Source organism: Serratia sp. (in: enterobacteria), from assembly GCF_052400455.1.
Taxonomy (GTDB): Bacteria; Pseudomonadota; Gammaproteobacteria; order Enterobacterales; family Enterobacteriaceae; genus Serratia; species Serratia ureilytica.
This window is the reverse complement of sequence record NZ_CP185812.1, coordinates 3,819,892-3,835,096: the sequence shown is the minus strand read 5'-3', so window position 1 is coordinate 3,835,096 and position 15,205 is coordinate 3,819,892. Positions and strand designations below refer to the sequence as shown.

Annotated in this window: 20 protein-coding genes and 1 riboswitch; of the genes, 8 read left to right on the top strand and 12 right to left on the bottom strand. The window is 61.2% G+C overall.

Annotated features, from left to right (window positions below; genetic code table 11):
• Positions 1–6: 6 nt before the first annotated feature.
• The 3 genes from ACORQT_RS18610 to ACORQT_RS18600 all read left to right on the top strand — a co-directional run bounded on the left by ACORQT_RS18610 (position 7) and on the right by ACORQT_RS18600 (position 1,230).
• On the top strand, positions 7–540 hold the full coding sequence (locus ACORQT_RS18610) for a type IV secretion protein Rhs (protein WP_071883574.1): 534 nt from the start codon (positions 7–9) through the stop codon (positions 538–540).
• An 8-nt stretch (positions 541–548) separates the two neighbouring features.
• Positions 549–929 carry a putative T6SS immunity periplasmic lipoprotein gene (locus tag ACORQT_RS18605; protein WP_049866702.1) on the top strand — a complete coding sequence of 127 codons (381 nt, stop codon included), beginning with the start codon at positions 549–551 and terminating at the stop codon, positions 927–929.
• A gap of 166 nt (positions 930–1,095) precedes the next feature.
• Complete coding sequence (locus ACORQT_RS18600; protein ID WP_444859435.1) at positions 1,096–1,230, top strand: hypothetical protein; 135 nt, start codon at positions 1,096–1,098, stop codon at positions 1,228–1,230.
• Positions 1,231–1,251: 21 nt separating this feature from the next.
• On the opposite strand, the gene ACORQT_RS18595 is transcribed toward ACORQT_RS18600, so the two are convergent.
• Positions 1,252–1,701: a winged helix-turn-helix transcriptional regulator gene (locus ACORQT_RS18595; RefSeq protein ID WP_042785200.1), complete on the bottom strand. Its 450-nt coding sequence runs from the start codon at positions 1,699–1,701 to the stop codon at positions 1,252–1,254.
• Between the two features lie 95 nt (positions 1,702–1,796).
• On the opposite strand from ACORQT_RS18595, the gene ACORQT_RS18590 reads away from it, so the two are divergent.
• Positions 1,797–3,020, top strand: coding sequence for an MFS transporter (locus tag ACORQT_RS18590; RefSeq protein ID WP_042785199.1), 1,224 nt, complete (start codon positions 1,797–1,799; stop codon positions 3,018–3,020).
• Here ACORQT_RS18590 and ACORQT_RS18585 read toward each other — a convergent pair.
• On the bottom strand, positions 3,017–3,442 hold the full coding sequence (locus ACORQT_RS18585; protein ID WP_033644074.1) for a GNAT family N-acetyltransferase: 426 nt from the start codon (positions 3,440–3,442) through the stop codon (positions 3,017–3,019). The two genes, ACORQT_RS18590 and ACORQT_RS18585, sit on opposite strands and share 4 nt — an antisense overlap.
• Before the next feature lie 142 nt (positions 3,443–3,584).
• A riboswitch (TPP riboswitch) is annotated at positions 3,585–3,681 on the top strand.
• A gap of 35 nt (positions 3,682–3,716) precedes the next feature.
• On the opposite strand from ACORQT_RS18585, the gene thiM reads away from it, so the two are divergent.
• From thiM to ACORQT_RS18570, 3 genes are all read left to right on the top strand, one after another.
• Positions 3,717–4,508 (top strand): hydroxyethylthiazole kinase, encoded by a 792-nt coding sequence (thiM, locus tag ACORQT_RS18580; RefSeq protein WP_042785198.1) that lies wholly within the window; start codon positions 3,717–3,719, stop codon positions 4,506–4,508.
• Positions 4,508–5,308: a bifunctional hydroxymethylpyrimidine kinase/phosphomethylpyrimidine kinase gene (gene thiD, locus ACORQT_RS18575; protein ID WP_025303881.1), complete on the top strand. Its 801-nt coding sequence runs from the start codon at positions 4,508–4,510 to the stop codon at positions 5,306–5,308. Before thiM ends, thiD begins: the two co-directional genes overlap by 1 nt.
• 83 nt (positions 5,309–5,391) lie before the next feature.
• A complete protein-coding gene (locus ACORQT_RS18570; protein WP_033644072.1) occupies positions 5,392–5,850 on the top strand; it encodes an inhibitor of vertebrate lysozyme family protein in 459 nt (152 codons plus the stop codon).
• 39 nt (positions 5,851–5,889) lie between these two features.
• Here ACORQT_RS18570 and gutQ read toward each other — a convergent pair whose 3' ends face one another.
• The 9 genes from gutQ to yegS all read right to left on the bottom strand — a co-directional run bounded on the left by gutQ (position 5,890) and on the right by yegS (position 13,289).
• On the bottom strand, positions 5,890–6,861 hold the full coding sequence (gene gutQ / locus ACORQT_RS18565; protein ID WP_042785197.1) for an arabinose-5-phosphate isomerase GutQ: 972 nt from the start codon (positions 6,859–6,861) through the stop codon (positions 5,890–5,892).
• The gene (gene srlR, locus ACORQT_RS18560; RefSeq protein WP_033644070.1) at positions 6,854–7,627 is read right to left on the bottom strand and encodes a glucitol operon DNA-binding transcriptional repressor SrlR; all 774 of its coding nucleotides are present in this window, start codon (positions 7,625–7,627) and stop codon (positions 6,854–6,856) included. Before srlR ends, gutQ begins: the two co-directional genes overlap by 8 nt.
• Positions 7,628–7,710: 83 nt before the next feature.
• On the bottom strand, positions 7,711–8,067 hold the full coding sequence (gutM, locus tag ACORQT_RS18555) for a transcriptional regulator GutM (RefSeq protein ID WP_004941515.1): 357 nt from the start codon (positions 8,065–8,067) through the stop codon (positions 7,711–7,713).
• Between the two features lie 46 nt (positions 8,068–8,113).
• Positions 8,114–8,893: a sorbitol-6-phosphate dehydrogenase gene (srlD, locus tag ACORQT_RS18550; protein ID WP_164057273.1), complete on the bottom strand. Its 780-nt coding sequence runs from the start codon at positions 8,891–8,893 to the stop codon at positions 8,114–8,116.
• 10 nt (positions 8,894–8,903) lie between these two features.
• Positions 8,904–9,266 (bottom strand): PTS glucitol/sorbitol transporter subunit IIA, encoded by a 363-nt coding sequence (srlB, locus tag ACORQT_RS18545; protein ID WP_004941520.1) that lies wholly within the window; start codon positions 9,264–9,266, stop codon positions 8,904–8,906.
• 22 nt (positions 9,267–9,288) lie between these two features.
• A complete protein-coding gene (gene srlE / locus ACORQT_RS18540; protein ID WP_042785195.1) occupies positions 9,289–10,272 on the bottom strand; it encodes a PTS glucitol/sorbitol transporter subunit IIB in 984 nt (327 codons plus the stop codon).
• Between the two features lie 15 nt (positions 10,273–10,287).
• A complete protein-coding gene (srlA, locus tag ACORQT_RS18535) occupies positions 10,288–10,836 on the bottom strand; it encodes a PTS glucitol/sorbitol transporter subunit IIC (RefSeq protein WP_004941528.1) in 549 nt (182 codons plus the stop codon).
• A gap of 236 nt (positions 10,837–11,072) precedes the next feature.
• Complete coding sequence (gene fbaB, locus ACORQT_RS18530; protein WP_015378749.1) at positions 11,073–12,122, bottom strand: class I fructose-bisphosphate aldolase; 1,050 nt, start codon at positions 12,120–12,122, stop codon at positions 11,073–11,075.
• A 261-nt stretch (positions 12,123–12,383) separates the two neighbouring features.
• Positions 12,384–13,289 carry a lipid kinase YegS gene (gene yegS, locus ACORQT_RS18525; protein ID WP_033644066.1) on the bottom strand — a complete coding sequence of 302 codons (906 nt, stop codon included), beginning with the start codon at positions 13,287–13,289 and terminating at the stop codon, positions 12,384–12,386.
• A 29-nt stretch (positions 13,290–13,318) separates the two neighbouring features.
• Between yegS and ACORQT_RS18520 the strand changes: the two genes are divergently transcribed.
• Complete coding sequence (locus tag ACORQT_RS18520) at positions 13,319–13,540, top strand: hypothetical protein (protein ID WP_127897175.1); 222 nt, start codon at positions 13,319–13,321, stop codon at positions 13,538–13,540.
• Between the two features lie 216 nt (positions 13,541–13,756).
• Here ACORQT_RS18520 and trhP read toward each other — a convergent pair whose 3' ends face one another.
• Positions 13,757–15,109: a prephenate-dependent tRNA uridine(34) hydroxylase TrhP gene (gene trhP, locus ACORQT_RS18515; protein WP_444859260.1), complete on the bottom strand. Its 1,353-nt coding sequence runs from the start codon at positions 15,107–15,109 to the stop codon at positions 13,757–13,759.
• Positions 15,110–15,205 lie beyond the last annotated feature (96 nt).

Below are 15,205 nucleotides of genomic sequence, written 5' to 3'. Positions count from 1 at the left end.
GGATAAATGAACGCATTGGCCGAAGAAGGGACATTACGACGTATGACCATAGGGGAAATAAAATTGGCTCGCCATATATATGGAAGCTCAATTATATATGGTCGTGTATGGATACACTGTGATAGCTATTTCCCGTTTGGCTTACAAAACAGAAGTTATGCCATGGCACCTAATGGTGAGTTATGGTTATGGAGGGAGCTCTATAAAGACGATTTTTCTGATAATAGGGTTCTGATAGAAGATAAACATCTTTTCATCCATGAATTGGGGCATGTATGGCAACATCAGCATGGACAATGGGTAAGAATGCGTGGGTTGTTTAGTTGGGCGGCTGAGTACAACTATCGTCTTGATAGAAATAAAATTACTGATTACTCGCTGGAACAACAAGCTTCGATTTTTGCTGATTACTGGCTGCTGTTGGTTTATGGTATTGAAACGTGGCGTTATTATCAACGTCCTGGACGAGTGGGTAGGTACAGGGGAACCGATAGTTTGCGTGACATTCATGCACTTTATCAAAAAATTATTAGGGGATGAGAGGGAGCATGAAAAAATATGTGGTTCTATTCACGGCCTGCTTCTTGGTCGGCTGTCCGGGGCCTGGCGATAAGTTTACTCCGCGTTTCCCCGCCGTCGTCACTGCCAAAGATAACCATGTCTGCATTCTTTCTTCTATGAAGGCGGGGGATAATATCCGCTTCGTTCAGATTTATAGCGAATCAGGCGATAAGCTCATTAAAGATATCGATAATGACGCTTTTTTTGTTGAACCGGGGAGGTGCATGCCGGTATTCGACTATGCTTTTCGGCCAGGGAGGCGCTATTCCGTCGCCTACGATGTACAGACACCCGAAGGTTCGCATTTGATTACCGCCGCATTCATGGTTGTCTCCGACGAACGGGGCAACCTGAGGGTTAACGATTAACGTATGTTCTTAGGTTCAGTTTGTTGGGCTGCGTTAGGTTGTAGAATGAAAGGCTATGAAAAAATTTGCCCTGTTGCTCGCTAACGTATTGGCTGTTGTTGGGCTGGCTGTGCTGACAATATAGCTTTTTCCTGTACCCAGGCTAAACCAGAATCAAACCGCTTGGCTGATTGACGCCAGTGAGTTTTTTCATTTTAACGATACGGAATGGTTTGGCGCGCTCGTTTTTGGCGCGGTTTATCTGTTGGTTGGATGTCTGGAATGGTTCTTTATCCGCCTAATCTTTCAACGGGTGAGCTGAGGACACCGTCATTAACTCTCATCACCGTTCCCCCACCTTCACCACCCGGGTGTTAAGCGGGGTGAGCGTCTGCCCGGCGTTGCCGATCGGCGTCAGGCGCGGCACGGGGCGGCCGCTGTCGCTTTCCACCAGCGTTGAATGCGCCTCTCCTTCGGCGAACAAATGATCTTCCCCCCACTGGCGCAGGCCAACGATCACCGGAAATAGCGCGCGGCCTTTCTCGGTCAGCACATACTCCTGATAGGCACTGCCGTCTGCGGCGGGCACGATCTCCAGCACGCCGTGCGTCACCAGGGCGCGCAGCCGGGTGGCAAGGATGTTCTTCGCCATCCCCAGCCCTTTTTGAAATTCGCTGAAGCGGGTGACGCCGTCGAAGGCGTCGCGCACGATCAGCAGCGACCACCAGTCGCCAATCACATCCAGCGTGCGCGCCACCGGGCACGGCGCGTCTTCCAGGCTCTTACGTTTCACGACGATTATCTCCTGCTGCACATTCTGGTTGCATTATAAAACCTCTGCGCCTAAAGTTCATTGGGTTTAATAATGAAACCACATTAAGGTGTGCGATGAGCGACAAACTGCTGGAACCTCCCTGTGCGGCATTGGGGTGCCTGCCGGCCGCCCTGGTGCTGCTGTTGGCCGCCGCCAGCGCCTTTAGCGTGGCCAACGTTTACTATGCGCAGCCGCTGTTAGACGCCATCGCCCGCGATTTTTCCATCAGCCTGGCGGCGGTCGGCATGGTGATCGCCGTGACTCAGTTGGGCTGCGCGCTGGCGTTGCTGTTGGTGGTGCCGCTGGGGGATCGGTTAAACCGGCATCGATTGCTGGCGGGGCAACAGCTGGGGCTGATCGCTGCGCTACTGTTGGTGGGCTGGGCGCCCAGCGCGCCCTGGCTGCTGGTGGGGATGATGCTGGTGGGGCTACTGGGCACCGCCATGACGCAGGGCCTGATCGCGTTCGCCGCCGCCCTGGCGCCGCCGCAGGAGCGCGGGCGGGTGGTCGGCGCGGCGCAGGGCGGGGTGGTGCTGGGGCTTTTGTTGGCGCGCACCTTGTCCGGCGCGCTGGCGGACGTCGGCGGCTGGCGCACGGTGTACTTCTTCTCCGCCGGAGTGACGTTGGTATTGCTGCCGATCCTGTCGCGCCTGCTGCCAGCGCCACGCACTGTTCCCAGCACGCTGAGTTATCCCGCGCTGCTGGGTTCAATGTTGAGCCTGTTGCTGCATGACCGCACGCTGCAAATTCGCGGCATGCTGGCGCTGCTGATGTTCGGCGCTTTCAGCCTCTTTTGGAGTTCGCTGGTGTTGCCGCTGAGCCGGCCGCCGTTCAACTTCACCCATGCCGCGGTGGGAGCGTTCGGCCTGGTCGGCGCGGTGGGCGCGCTGGCGGCGGTGCGCGCCGGGCATCTGGCGGATCGCGGGCTGGGGCAGACGGCCAGCGGCGCATGTCTGCTGCTGTTGACGCTGGCCTGGCTGCCGCTCGGTTTGCTCGGCAGCGGCCTGGTTTGGCTGGTGGCGGGCATCGTGCTGCTGGATCTGGCGGGCCAGGCTATCCACGTGCTGAACCAGAGCATGATTTTCAGCGCGCACCCGCAGTCGCACAGCCGGCTGGTGGCCTGCTACATGCTGTTTTACGCCGTCGGCAGCGGGCTGGGCGCCTTTGCCGGCACCCATGTGTACGCTTGGGCGGGCTGGAGCGGCGTCTGCTGGCTGGGGGCGGTCGTCAGCCTGAGCGCATTGCTGTTTTGGCGGCTGACGCTGCGCGGGATGCCGGATGCGGCGGGTAAGGGCTAGCGGGCCGGTGAGTGCATCAGGTAATAATCTTCTTCGCCGTCGTTGCCGGTGGAGATGATGCGCCAGCCGTGCTTGCGGTAGAACGCCAGCGCTTTTTCATTTTTCACCAGGCATTTCAGCGAACCGGTGGCGGTGAAGGTGGCTTGCGCCGCATGCAGCAGCGCACTGCCGACGCCGCGCGGCGGCTGATGGGGATCGACATACAGGTTATGAATGAAGTTATCTTCGCGGTAGACGGAGACGAATCCCAGCAGCGCGCCGCCGTCTTCCGCCACCCAAATCGCTTCGCCCAGCGTCGCGCCGTCGAAATCTTCCAACTGATAGTTTGAGGTATCGCGCCAGCCGAACGCCGCCTTGCGCGACGCCAGGTACAGCGTGCGCAGGAAGGGGCGATCGGTCTCTTGGTAGGGTCTTATCTGCATGGCATCTCCCGGTGGTTTGTGCTCACTATAGCGCATTGCGCGGCGTATGCCCGCTGGGCCAATTTAATCGCTTGTTTGTCCGCGCCGCCGCTGGCATGATCCCCTGCAGGGATTAACGCAACGTTGATCACAACCTATTGATTTTCATGACTCGGGGTGCCCTTCCGCGTGAAGGCTGAGAAATACCCGTATTACCTGATCTGGATAATGCCAGCGTAGGGAAGTCACGGCCGCTCAACCGGCGCCGCCTTCTTGAACGCCGGTTGGGAGGAATATGATCGCTCGACCTGATGCACTACCCGGCGCCCGCGCCGCGGCCTGCCTGACCCAATTCCAACAGCGGCCTCCGCTGATCCACTGCCTGACCAACGAAGTGGTGCAGTCGCTGACCGCCAACGTGCTATTGGCGCTCGGTGCCTCCCCGGCGATGGTGGTGGAGCCGCAAGAGGCGGCGCAGTTCAGCGCGCTGGCCGACGGCCTGCTGATCAACGTCGGCACCCTCAACGCGCTGCGCGCCGAATCGATGCGGGCGGCGGTGGCCGCCGCCAATCGGGCCGGTAAGCCCTGGACGCTGGATCCGGTGGCGGTCGGCGCGCTCTCCTACCGCACCGCCTTCGCCAAACAGCTGCTGGACGAGAAACCGGCGGCGATACGCGGCAACGCCTCGGAAATCATGGCGCTCAGCGGGTTGCTGGCCAGCGGCCGCGGCGTGGACAGCGGCGACGACTCGCTGGCGGCATTGCCCGCCGCGCGTGAGCTGGCGCGGCGCAGCGGCGCGGTGGTGGCGGTCACCGGCGCGGTGGATTACGTCACCGACGGCCAACGCGATTGGGCGATCGAAGGCGGCTCCCCGCTGATGACGCGGGTGGTGGGCACCGGCTGCGCGCTGTCGGCGGTGGTGGCAGCGTTTTGCGCCCTGCCGGGCGATCGCCTGGACAACGTGGCGACCGCCTGCCGGGTGATGTCCCACTGCGGCGGCCTGGCGGCCAGGCAGGCCGCCGGGCCGGGCAGCTTTACGCCGGCGTTCCTCGATGCCCTGTATCAACTGCGTGGGGAGGATCTGTGATGAAACGCATTAACGCGCTGACCATCGCCGGCACCGATCCCAGCGGCGGCGCCGGTATTCAGGCCGATTTGAAGGCCTTCTCGGCGCTTGGCGCCTACGGCACCTCGGTGATCACCGCGCTGGTGGCGCAAAATACCCGCGGCGTGCAGTCGGTGTATTACATCGATCCGGCGTTCGTCGCCGCGCAGCTGGACTCGGTGTTCAGCGACGTGCGCATCGACAGCGTCAAGATCGGCATGCTGGCCAACGCCGACATCGTGCAGGCGGTGGCCGAACGGCTGCGCCATTACCGGCCGGAATTCGTGGTGCTGGATACCGTGATGCTGGCGAAAAGCGGCGATCCGCTGTTGGCGCCGGAGGCGGTGGCGTCTATCCGGCGCGAGCTGTTGCCGCTGGTGTCGATCATTACGCCGAACCTGCCGGAAGCGGCGGCGCTGCTGGCGTGCGCGCCGGCGGAAGATGAAGCGCAGATGCGCGAGCAGGGGCGGGCGCTGTTGGCGATGGGCTGCCGGGCGGTGCTGATGAAGGGCGGCCACCTGAGCGAAAGCGAGAGCCCGGACTGGCTGTTTACCGCCGAAGGCGAGCAGCGCTTTACCGCGCCGCGCGTCGCCACCCGCCATACCCACGGCACCGGTTGCACGCTCTCGGCCGCGCTGGCGGCGCTGCGCCCGCGCCATGCCGACTGGGCGGCCACGGTGGCCGCCGCCAAGGACTACCTGCAACACGCGCTGCAACAGGCGGACACGCTGGAAGTGGGGCACGGCATCGGGCCGGTGCATCATTTTCACGCCTGGTGGTGAGTCAACTTTTTGCCGCAACCGTGGTCTGACTAGTTCAGGCCCGGTTTACGGGCGAAACCTGATTTAACCTAGGGAGAAGGACTATGACGGGACACCAGGCGCTGCGTTGCGCCCTCTTCGGCGCATTGCTCAGCTTCAGCGCGGGCAGCTTCGCTCAGCAGATCGTCACCACATCGGATTTGATTCAGCAGCCGGGGTATCAGGCCAGCTGGCAAAACATGGTCAAAGGCCAGGCGCGGATGCCGGGCTGGGCGCGCAAGGGCGTCGGCACCTCTACGCCGGCGCAAAACTTGAGCTGGAAGGGCAAAGAGTATCTGGTCGGCAACCTGTGCAAGCCGCACGACTGCGGCAACAACTTTTTGATCGTGGCGTTCAGCGCGGACAAATCCCAGGCCTGGGGCGTGCGGGTGGAAGTGGAAGATCGGCCGGAAGCCGTCGATCATCCGAAGAAATACGCCAAGTACCAGTGGCTCGGCAAGCCGGATGACGACATGAAAGCGCTGCTTAAGCAGCAGTTCGAGAACAATCCCGACTGGAAATGATCTGACCGGGGGCGCTGACGATGCCGCCCCCGGCGTCGATCAGCCGATGCCGGCCTGATGCAGATCGTGCAGGTTGAGCGCCCCCACCAGCACGCCGTCCATATCGACCACCGGGGCCGCGCTGATGTGCTGTTCGTGCAGCGCTTCCAGCGCTTCGCCGGCGCGCCACTGCTCCGGCAGCCGATAGCCGGGGCGGGTGATTGCCGGGCTGAGCGGATCCTGCAGGCTGTTGCCCTTCACCAGCCAGCGGCGCAGGTCGCCGTCGGTAAACACGCCCACTACCCGCTGCTGCGCGTCGCATACCGCCACCAACCCGAGCCCGGTGCGGCTCAGTTCCAGCATCGCTTCCATCACGTTGGCGCTTTCGCTCACGCGCGGCAGGCGATCGCCGGTGCGCATCAGGTGATGCACGCGGTTCAACAGGCGCGCCCCCAGGCTGCCGCCCGGGTGCGAGCGGGCGAAGTCTTCCGCATTGAAACCGCGCTGGCGCATCAGCGCCATCGCCAGAGCGTCGCCCATCATCAGGGTGTTGACCGCGCTGGAGGTGGGCGCCAGCCCCATCGGGCAGGCTTCGCGCTCGACGCCGATATCCAGTACGCAGGCCGCGGCCTGCGCCAGCGGCGACTCTTTGCCGCCGGTGATGGCGATCACCGGAATGCCGTTCTCCGCCAGCAGCGGCAGGATCAGGTCCAGCTCTTTGGCGCGGCCGGAATAGGAGATGAACACCACCACGTCCTCGGCGCCGATCATGCCGAGATCGCCGTGCAGCGCCTCCGCCGGATGAACGAAGAACGACGGCGTGCCGGTGCTGGCCAGCGACGCGGCGATTTTTTTGCCGATATGGCCGGACTTGCCGATGCCGGAAATCACCGCTTTGCCGCGGCAGTTCAGCAGCAGCTCGCAGGCGCAGACGAAATTGTCATCCAGGCGCGCCAGCAGGCGCTGCGCTTCGGTCAACTCGATCTCCAGCGTTTCGCGGGCGAAGGCGAGCAGGGCGTTGGCGTTACTCATCGGGGTCTCCTACCAGAATGATATTGATGCCTTTCGCCTGCAGGGCGGCGAGGTAATCGGGGTTGATGTCTCGGTCGGTGATCAGCGTATCGACGGCGCTGAGTTCGCACACCACGTTCGGGCTCTTGCGGCCGAATTTCGAGGAGTCCACCAACAAAATAATCCGGCCGGCGGCTTCGCACATCGCTTTGCTGACGTTGTGCACTTCGTTGAAGGTGGTGACGCCGGCGTTGAGATCGACGCCGTCCGCGCCGATAAACAGCTTGTCGAAGCTGAATTGCTGAAACGCCGATTCGGCCAGGCTGCCGTGGAACGAGGCCGATTTTTTGCGGTAGGTGCCGCCGGGCATCAGGATGGTCTGATCGTTGTCCAGTTCCACCAGCGCGTTGACGATGGTCAGGCTGTTGGTCATCACCGTGATGTTATTGAACTGCGCCAGGTGCGGCACCATCTGCAGCACCGTGCTGCCGGCGTCGAAGATCAGCGAGTCGCCGTCGGCGATCAGCGCCACGGCGGCGCTGGCGATGCGGCGTTTTTTCTCGGTGTTGATATGGGTTTTACGGTCGATCGGTTGATCGCCGTCGTCGCGGCTGAGTACTACGCCGCCGTAGGTGCGGATCACCTCGCCTTCTTCTTCCAGCAGGGTGAGATCTTTGCGGATGGTGGTGCCGGTAGTGGAGAAATGCTCGGCCAGGGCGTCCACTGCCGTTTTGCCATGCTGCTGCAGATATTCAAGGATAGCGGCCTGCCGCTGCTTTGGTTTCATCGCGATTCCCGTTCACAAGAGTGGGGCATTTCCCCTCGCTGAATAATTCACTATGAAAGGTAATGCCTTTTAATGTGAAAATATCACGATTTGGGTTCAATCGCTAACGATAGTGCAGACTGGCATGCGCGATCCTCGGGGAAGATCACATCCGGGCGCAAATCCCGCTGATGCAAACCGTGCAAATGAGGCAGCGGGCGGGGCCGGGCGAAAACGGTCAGGCCGCGCAGCAACAGGCTGCCGCACACCCGCCGATCGGCGTCGAAGGCCAGCGCCAGCACCACCCGCGGGCGAAAACGGCCGCCGGAGCGGCCGACGCCGACGGCGCCCAGTCGGCATAAGCCGTCGAAGGCGCGGTTGAAACGTTGCAGTTGCCACCAGCCGAAGGCGATTTGCAGCAGCCAGGCCAGCAGCGCGAAGGCGATCAAAGCTTGTGTCATGGGGTTCTCCTTATGCCCCCTTCCGCGGAAGGGGGCGTCGGTGGCGTCAGAACATCACCTGGCCGCCGGTGATGTTGATCGATTGGCCGGTGCAGTAAGAGGCCTTATCGCTGGCGTAGAACAGCAGGGTGTTCAGCACGTCCTGGTAGTCGCAGCCGCGCTTCAGCGGCACTTTGTCGATGTAGTACTGCTCCACCTGGTCCGGCGCGATGCCCAATTTTTGCGCGTACTGCGGCAGCAGCGATTGAAACATCGGTGATTTCAGCAGGTTGCCGAGCATCAGCGAATGCACCGTAATGCCGTATTCCGCCAGATCGAGCGCCAGCGACTGCGTCAGCCCCACGCCGCCGAACTTGGCGGCGCTGTAGCCGGAGTTGTGCTTGCTGCCGACCTTGCCGGACTTGGAGTTGATCTGAATGATGCGCCCGGCGATGCCATCGCGGATCATCAGGCGCGAGAACTCACGGGCGCAGAGGAAATAGCCCACCAGGTTCACCTGCAGCGAGCGGTCGAAGTCGCCCAGCGGGAAGTCGGTGATCGGCGCCGCCTTGGCGATGCCGGCGCTGTAGACCAGCAGGTTGGTTTGGCCAAACTCCCGGTCAACCGCCGCCGCCAGCGCGATCACGCTCTGCTCGTCGGTGGCGTCGGCCTGAAAACCGCAGGCGCTGCCTGCGCTATACTCTTCGTTGATCTGCCGCGCCACCCGATTGGCGTTGTCGGCGTTCAGATCGGCCACCGCCACCCGATAGCCGGCCTGCGCCAGCCCGTGGGACAAAAAGGCGCCTAACGTTTGGCCGCCGCCGATCACTACAGCTACTTCAGACATGGTCTACTCCTTATGCGATAAATGACAGCGTGCTGCCCAACGGGATATCGGTCGGCGTCGGGCCGGAAACGTGGATCGAACCGGGGAATTCGGCTTCGGCTTCGCCGTCGAAGCGCACGGTGATGTGGCCGAGCTCGCGCAGATTCTGCGTGGCGACGCTGCCGACGGCGGTGATGGCGTAGCGCTGCTGCGCCAGTTCCATCACGCCGCCCACCTGCAGTTCGCCGGCGGTCGCGCCGTGGCGGTGGATGAAGCAGAACTCTTCGATATCCGCCGGCGCGCCTTCACGGAAAGTGATCAGCATGTTGTCCAGCAACGCGTCGCGGGCGCAGCCGCCGATCTGCGTGATGGTGGTATGAAAAATGGTGTGCATAAACGTCTCCCTGGAAATCATGCTATTGATAAATAAAGGCCGAGGCGGCCCAGGCGATCAGGACCGTTGGCGCGCCGGTCAGAAAGCGCCCAACCAGCACTGAAGGCACGCCGACCCGTACGGTGTCCTGTTTGGCTTCCGCCAGCGACAGGCCGACCGGAATGAAATCGCAGGCGGCCTGCGCGTTGATGGCGAACAGCGCGGGCAGCGCCAGCTGCGGCGGGATATGGCCGAGGCCGATCTGCACCCCGACCAGCACGCCGATCACCTGGGCGATGACCGCGCCGGGGCCGAGGAACGGCGACAGCAGCGGGAATGAGCAGATCAGCGCCAACGTCACCAGGCCGATCGGGCTGTTGGCCAGCGGCGTCAGGCCGTGAGCGATAAAGTCCCCGAGGCCGGAGGCCATGATGATGCCGATCAAGGCCGAGACGAATGCCATAAACGGCAGAATGGTCTTCAGCACGGTGTCGATAGTGTCGCGCCCGGCCTGGAAGAACACCGCCACCACCGATCCCATGCCCATGCCGACCTTCGCCAGCAGCCCGTCGCTTTGTTCGGTGATCTTCTTGCTGGTGTCGTAGTCGCGCGCCTTGGGCGGCGCTGCAACGGCGGCGGCGGCGGGTGGGTTCTCCGTCGCGTCGATTCGGCTGATGTTGTGGTCGCGCACGCCGGAGACATAGATGTCTTCGAGGATAAACTGCGCCAGTGGGCCGGACTGGCCGGTAGCGTGGATGTTGACCGTCGGAATGCGGCGTTTCGGGTACAGGCCGCAGCGCAGGGTGCCGCCGCAGTCGATCACTGCCACGCCGATCTCTTCCGCCGGCGGCTCGCCCTCTTTGAAACCGTCGACGGCGGGCCAACCGGTCAATTCGCTGAGGCGATCGACGATGGAAGGCCGGGTGCCGGCGGTGATGTACACCACTTTTTTGCCGGGTTCTATCGGCAGTTCCAGGGGGCCGCCCCAGCCGCTGGCGCCTTTTTCAATACGGATATAAGCACTCATGCTGCACTCCACGAATTAAAGTTGCACCTGGCGATCCAGACGGATGCCCATCTTGCGTTCGAACAGACTGGTGGTGAGATCGGTGACCCAGCCGCGGAAGAAGTTGGTGAACAGCCCCACCAGGAAATAGCTCACCGCCAACGGGCCGAGCGGCAGGCCGAGGGTGGTCAGGCCGCTGGCGATACCGAGATAAACGAACAGTTCGCCGGGGTTGATGTGCGGAAACAGGCCGTTCATCGAGTGGCAGCTGTAGGAGGCCGCCGCGTAGTAGCTCGGCTTGTATTTCTCTGGCATGAAACGCCCCAGGCTGAGGGTCATCGGGTTGCAGAAGACAAAGGTGCCGATCAGCGGCAGCAGCAGATAACGCGAAACGGGGTTGCCCGCGCAGCGCTGTGCCAATCGTTCGATACGTTCCTGGCCAACAAATTTGATCAGCGCGTTCATGATAACCAGCAGGCTGATCAATAAAGGCAAAATGCCGGTCACCATGCCGACAAACACTTCACCGCCTTTCTGAAACAGGCCGATAAACCACTCGGCGCCGTGGGTGATTAGCTCAATCATTATGTTCTCCTGTAATGGACTGATATGGCCTGGAGCGAACGGCGGCTCTGTCGCCATGGGCCTTACAGTAGTCACTTTGTTGGGCTATTTGTTTTAAATAGATCACAATTTGAAAGATAAATATTTTATTTTGAAAGTTTAAAGTGAAAGAAAGAGAAGGTGAACGGCGCGTGAGGCGGGATAATGGGCACAAAAAAGCCCGGTGAACCGGGCTTTGGGACAGGCGGTCTGTCACATCAGGCGATGGTGACCTTCTTGTCCAGGTAGGCGTCTTGTACGGCGTTGATCAGCGCCACGCCGTCTTTCATCGATTTCTTAAACGCTTTACGCCCCAGGATCAGGCCCATGCCGCCGGCGCGTTTGTTGATCACTGCGGTGCGCACCGATTCCTGCAGATCGTTCTCACCGGCGGCGCCGCCGGAGTTGATCAGCCCGGCGCGGCCCATGTAGCAGTTGGCCAGCTGGTAGCGCACCAGATCGATCGGGTGATCGGTGGTCAGCTTGGTGTAGACGCGATCGTCGGTATAGCCGAATTTCACCGCGCGGTAACCGCCGTTGTTTTCGGCCATTTTCTGTTTGACGATGTCGGCGCCGATGGTGGCGGCGATGTGGTTGGCCTGGCCGGTCAGATCGGCGCTGGAGTGGTAGTCCACGCCGTCCTTGTTGAACGCCGGGTTGCGCAGATAGGCCCACAGCACCGTGACCATGCCCAGCTCATGCGCGCGCTCGAAGGCGATCGAGATCTCTTCGATCTGGCGGCGCGACTGCTCGGAGCCGAAGTAAATGGTGGCGCCAACCGCCACTGCGCCCATGTTGAACGCCTGCTCGACGCTGGCGTACAGGGTCTGGTCGTACTGGGTCGGGTAGCTCAGCGTTTCGTTGTGGTTGAGTTTGACCAGGAACGGAATTTTATGCGCGTAGCGGCGCGATACCGACGCCAGCACGCCGTAGGTGGAGGCGACGCAGTTACAGCCGGCTTCAATCGCCAGCTCGACGATGTTCTTCGGATCGAAATACAGCGGGTTGGCGGCGAACGAGGCGGCGGCGGAGTGCTCGATGCCCTGATCGACCGGCAGGATCGACAGGTAACCGGTGCCGCCCAGGCGGCCGTGGTTGAACAGGGTTTGCATCGAACGCAGCACGCTGTTGGGGCGGTTGTTATCGATCATTACGCGGTCGACGAAGTCGGCGCCCGGCAGGTAGAGATTCTCGGCGGGGATAGTGGTACAGCGGTGTTGCAGCAGATCTTCCGCTTCCTTTCCTAGCAACTGCACAATATCAGTCATGATTCACTCCCGATTAAGCTTCTTCATACACCGGCAATGCAAGGGTTTTTGACCACCGGCGTAGTAAAAAAGCGGTGATTGAAGCTGTAAAGCGATGCTACCGAACTTGATCCGGCAAGGACAAACAATAGATGCGATTGAGAGGAAATGCCATTGGCGTGGCCAAATACGCGGGGGCGATCGCCCCCGGCTTGCTAAGCGGTTGATTATTCGATCTCGCCTGCCTTGGCGTTCCGAGCGGCGAGCGGGCGCAGAGCCGGATTAGCCCAGCAGGGCGCAGTTCGGCGGCAGGCGGCATTCGATGGCCTGCGGCACCACTTCGATGCGGAAATGGCGGCCTTTGAGCGGCTCGCCGTCGAGGTTGAAGGTCATCTCATGCGGCGCGTCGATCTCCAGCCACGGCAGCGCGGCGCTGAGGATGCTGTTGCTCTCTTCGTCGTTGAACAGGGCGGCCACCAGCGCCGGCAGCAGTTCATCGGCGATTAACAGGCGCAGCTGCAACTGCCCGTCGTTAATCAGCGCGTTGGGGCACAGTTCCTGGCCGCCGCCGGCCTGTTTGCCGTTGCCGATGCCGATCACCAGCGCTTCGCCGGCCCAGCGGAAGTCCGGCCCGCGGATTTCACAGCGGTCGGCCTGCAGCGTATCCATGCGCAATAAGCCATGAACGAAGTAGGACACGCCGCCCAACGCCGCCTTCAGCTTCTCCGGCGTTTCAGTGGTGATACGGGTGCCGAAGCCGCCGGTGGCCATGTTGATGAAGTAGCGCTCGCCGTTGACCTTGGCCAGATCGATAGGCACCGAGCGGCCCTTGATCGCCAGCTGCAGCGCCTGCTCGGGCGAGAGGGGAATGTTGCAGGCCATGGCGAAGTCGTTGGCGGTGCCGAGCGGCAAAATGCCCAGCGCCGGCCGACCTTGCGCCGGCAGTTGCGCCAGCGCGGCGGCCACTTCGTTGATGGTGCCGTCACCGCCGCCGGCGACGACGGTGCCGACGCCGAGCCGAGCGGCTTCCGCGACGTAGCGCGCGGCGTCGCCGTGTTCCCAGGTGACGCGCACGTGCAGCGTTATCTGCTCTTCGCGCAGCCGGTTGACGGCCTGGCGCAGCTCTTCGTTGCCGGCGCCCTTGCCGTTGATGATAAGCAGTGCTGGTGCATGTGAGTGTTGAGGCATTGCCGAGCTCCTCCGGCGGAAAACCAATAATGCCTCAAGATAAACCAGCCCAGGCCGCCAAGCCATCAGAATATTCAGCTAATTCCGGTTATTTCCCATTGCGCCGTGAATATGAAGACGATGCGAATTTATCTGAATTTAACCTGACAATAAGCGCAATTTTAATGGCGGCAGGATTAATCGCTATAGCGTTATTTATATATCGATGTGGCGTTATTATTTTTATTAAAATGGATAACGGGAAAACGTAATGAGAAATAGGCGCGCCGGCGGCAATGGCGGGCCCATAAAGAAAAAGCCAGCCCAAGGGAGATTGGGCCGGCTAAGGAGGTGGTTCCTAGTATTGCTATGCAAATATTTTCGTTGTTCGTTTTAAGCAGCGTGATAGTAACCAAGCTGCGGGCACATTGATGTGATCCAATTCTAATATTTGCTAAAAATCGCCGCCGAATGACGGCGATTCATTGTTAGGCTCCGGCGCTATTTTCTTCCGCCAAATTGCGGATCAGCAAAGCATAATTGAGATCGATATCCTGCGGGATCGGCAAATAAACGATATGGCCGTTGCCCGGCGCGACCTCAATCGGCTCGCCTTTCTTATTTTGCATGCTTTCGAGGGTGAACAGCACGTTGCCGCCTGGCGTCATCATCTCGACGCTGTCGCCGAGTGAGAATTTATTCTTCACGTCGACTTCCGCCCAGCCTTCGCGGCGCACGCCGGTGAACTCGCCGACGAACTGCTGGCGCTCGGAGAGCGAAGAGCCGTAGTCGTAGTTCTGCTGCGCTTCGTGCACGTGGCGGCGCAGGAAGCCTTCGGTATAGCCGCGGTGCGCCAGGCCTTCCAGCGTGGTGAGCAGGGTCGGATCGAACGGTTTGCCGGCAACGGCGTCGTCGATGGCGCGGCGGTAGACCTGGGCGGTGCGCGCGCAGTAGTAAAAGGACTTGGTGCGCCCTTCGATCTTCAACGAATGCACGCCGAGCTGCGTCAGACGCTCTACGTGCTGGATGGCGCGCAGATCCTTGGAGTTCATGATGTAGGTGCCGTGTTCGTCCTCGAAGGTGCTCATATATTCGCCTGGTTTTTGCGCCTCAGACAGCATGAATACCTTGTCGGTCGGCGCGCCGATGCCCAGCGTCGGCTCGACGGTCTGCACCGGGATCGGCTCGTGCAGGTGCACGATATTGCCGGTGTCGTCCTCTTTGCCTTCTTCCGCCTTGTACTGCCAACGGCAGGCGTTGGTGCAGGTGCCCTGGTTGGGATCGCGCTTGTTGATGTAGCCGGACAGCAGGCAGCGGCCGGAGTAGGCCATGCACAGCGCGCCGTGGACGAAGATCTCCAGCTCCATGTCCGGCACTTCGGCGCGGATCTCGGCGATCTCTTCCAGCGACAGCTCGCGCGACAGGATCACGCGGGTCAGGCCCATTTGTTTCCAGAACTTCACCGTCGCCCAGTTAACGGCGTTGGCCTGCACCGACAGGTGGATGTCCATCTGCGGGAAGGCTTCGCGCACCATCATGATCAGGCCAGGATCGGACATGATCAGCGCATCCGGGCCCATATCGACAACCGGTTTCAGATCGCGCAGGAAGGTTTTCAGCTTGGCGTTGTGCGGGGCGATGTTGACCACCACGTAGAATTTTTTACCCAGCGCGTGCGCTTCGTTGATGCCCTGCGCCAGATTCTCGTGGTTGAACTCGTTGTTGCGCACCCGCAGGCTGTAGCGCGGCTGGCCGGCGTAAACCGCATCGGCGCCGTAGGCGAAGGCGTAACGCATGTTTTTCAGCGTTCCGGCCGGGGAGAGAAGTTCCGGTGTAAACATAGTGTGTCTCGGTCTGATTTCAGGTCAGCACCACGCCACCTGATGGCGCAGTAAAAGCGGGGGATTGTAGCCGCGGCGCGGCAAAAAATCAGCAGT

Bases quoted from the DNA above. Each gene is read 5' to 3' on its own strand.
- srlR (WP_033644070.1), bottom strand. From the start codon at position 7,627: ATGAAACCAAAGCAGCGGCAGGCCGCTATCCTTGAATATCTGCAGCAG.
- srlE (WP_042785195.1), bottom strand. From the start codon at position 10,272: ATGAGTGCTTATATCCGTATTGAAAAAGGCGCCAGCGGCTGGGGCGGC.
- yegS (WP_033644066.1), bottom strand. From the start codon at position 13,289: ATGCCTCAACACTCACATGCACCAGCACTGCTTATCATCAACGGCAAG.
- ACORQT_RS18570 (WP_033644072.1), top strand. From the start codon at position 5,392: ATGACGGGACACCAGGCGCTGCGTTGCGCCCTCTTCGGCGCATTGCTC.
- srlA (WP_004941528.1), bottom strand. From the start codon at position 10,836: ATGATTGAGCTAATCACCCACGGCGCCGAGTGGTTTATCGGCCTGTTT.
- ACORQT_RS18520 (WP_127897175.1), top strand. From the start codon at position 13,319: ATGCCTCAAGATAAACCAGCCCAGGCCGCCAAGCCATCAGAATATTCA.
- gutM (WP_004941515.1), bottom strand. From the start codon at position 8,067: ATGACACAAGCTTTGATCGCCTTCGCGCTGCTGGCCTGGCTGCTGCAA.
- ACORQT_RS18590 (WP_042785199.1), top strand. From the start codon at position 1,797: ATGAGCGACAAACTGCTGGAACCTCCCTGTGCGGCATTGGGGTGCCTG.
- srlD (WP_164057273.1), bottom strand. From the start codon at position 8,893: ATGTCTGAAGTAGCTGTAGTGATCGGCGGCGGCCAAACGTTAGGCGCC.
- thiM (WP_042785198.1), top strand. From the start codon at position 3,717: ATGATCGCTCGACCTGATGCACTACCCGGCGCCCGCGCCGCGGCCTGC.
- trhP (WP_444859260.1), bottom strand. From the start codon at position 15,109: ATGTTTACACCGGAACTTCTCTCCCCGGCCGGAACGCTGAAAAACATG.
- thiD (WP_025303881.1), top strand. From the start codon at position 4,508: ATGAAACGCATTAACGCGCTGACCATCGCCGGCACCGATCCCAGCGGC.
- srlB (WP_004941520.1), bottom strand. From the start codon at position 9,266: ATGCACACCATTTTTCATACCACCATCACGCAGATCGGCGGCTGCGCC.
- gutQ (WP_042785197.1), bottom strand. From the start codon at position 6,861: ATGAGTAACGCCAACGCCCTGCTCGCCTTCGCCCGCGAAACGCTGGAG.
- ACORQT_RS18585 (WP_033644074.1), bottom strand. From the start codon at position 3,442: ATGCAGATAAGACCCTACCAAGAGACCGATCGCCCCTTCCTGCGCACG.
- ACORQT_RS18605 (WP_049866702.1), top strand. From the start codon at position 549: ATGAAAAAATATGTGGTTCTATTCACGGCCTGCTTCTTGGTCGGCTGT.
- ACORQT_RS18610 (WP_071883574.1), top strand. From the start codon at position 7: ATGAACGCATTGGCCGAAGAAGGGACATTACGACGTATGACCATAGGG.
- fbaB (WP_015378749.1), bottom strand. From the start codon at position 12,122: ATGACTGATATTGTGCAGTTGCTAGGAAAGGAAGCGGAAGATCTGCTG.